This window comes from Pseudomonas sp. P5_B2, from assembly GCF_056400445.1.
On sequence record NZ_JBFULH010001483.1, the window covers coordinates 1 to 551 of the forward strand.

Consider the following 551-nt stretch of genomic DNA (forward strand, 5'->3'; position numbering starts at 1 on the left):
GTATCGCCGCGATTTACAGCGACGGCTTGATCAATCTCGGCGGCATGACATTGACGGCGGCAATGATCACCATGGCAGTGTTCGGCGCAATTGTGATGTACATCATGAGCATGCTCAGCCTGTTCAAGCTGCGAAAAACCGAACCCAACCTGGAGCGTACGTTCCGTGCGCCGTGCTATCCACTGGTGCCGATGATCGCGCTGGTATTGRCAGTGGTGTGCCTGGTGGCGATGGCCTGGTTCAACACCTTGATCGGGCTGATCTTCCTCGGCTTCATGGTGGTGGGTTTCGTGTACTTCCTGCTGACCGCGCAGTTGCGCGCGGATGCACCGGCGGACGCGATGTTGACCGGGCTATAAACAGCTCAGGTGCGATTGGCTTATCAGGCATAGAATGGAACCACTGCGAAAATCCATCGCTCAAAGTGGTATGCACGATCGATTGGTGACCCCCGCCAATCGCCTTGCCCTCAAGGAGAGCCGCTATGCCCTGGTATGCCTGGTTGATTCTGGTCGTTGCTATCGGCTCGATTGTTGGTGGTTTGATGATGT

At 56.0% G+C, this 551-nt stretch carries 1 protein-coding gene and 1 pseudogene; both read left to right on the forward strand.

The features are described from left to right. Positions 1–359, forward strand: a pseudogene (locus tag AC1DRJ_RS31950) (ethanolamine permease); the annotation flags it as partial. Between the two features lie 125 nt (positions 360–484). Next, positions 485–551, forward strand: a 67-nt coding sequence (locus AC1DRJ_RS31955) for a DUF2897 family protein (protein ID WP_477805606.1), incomplete at its 3' end; no start/stop codon positions are given.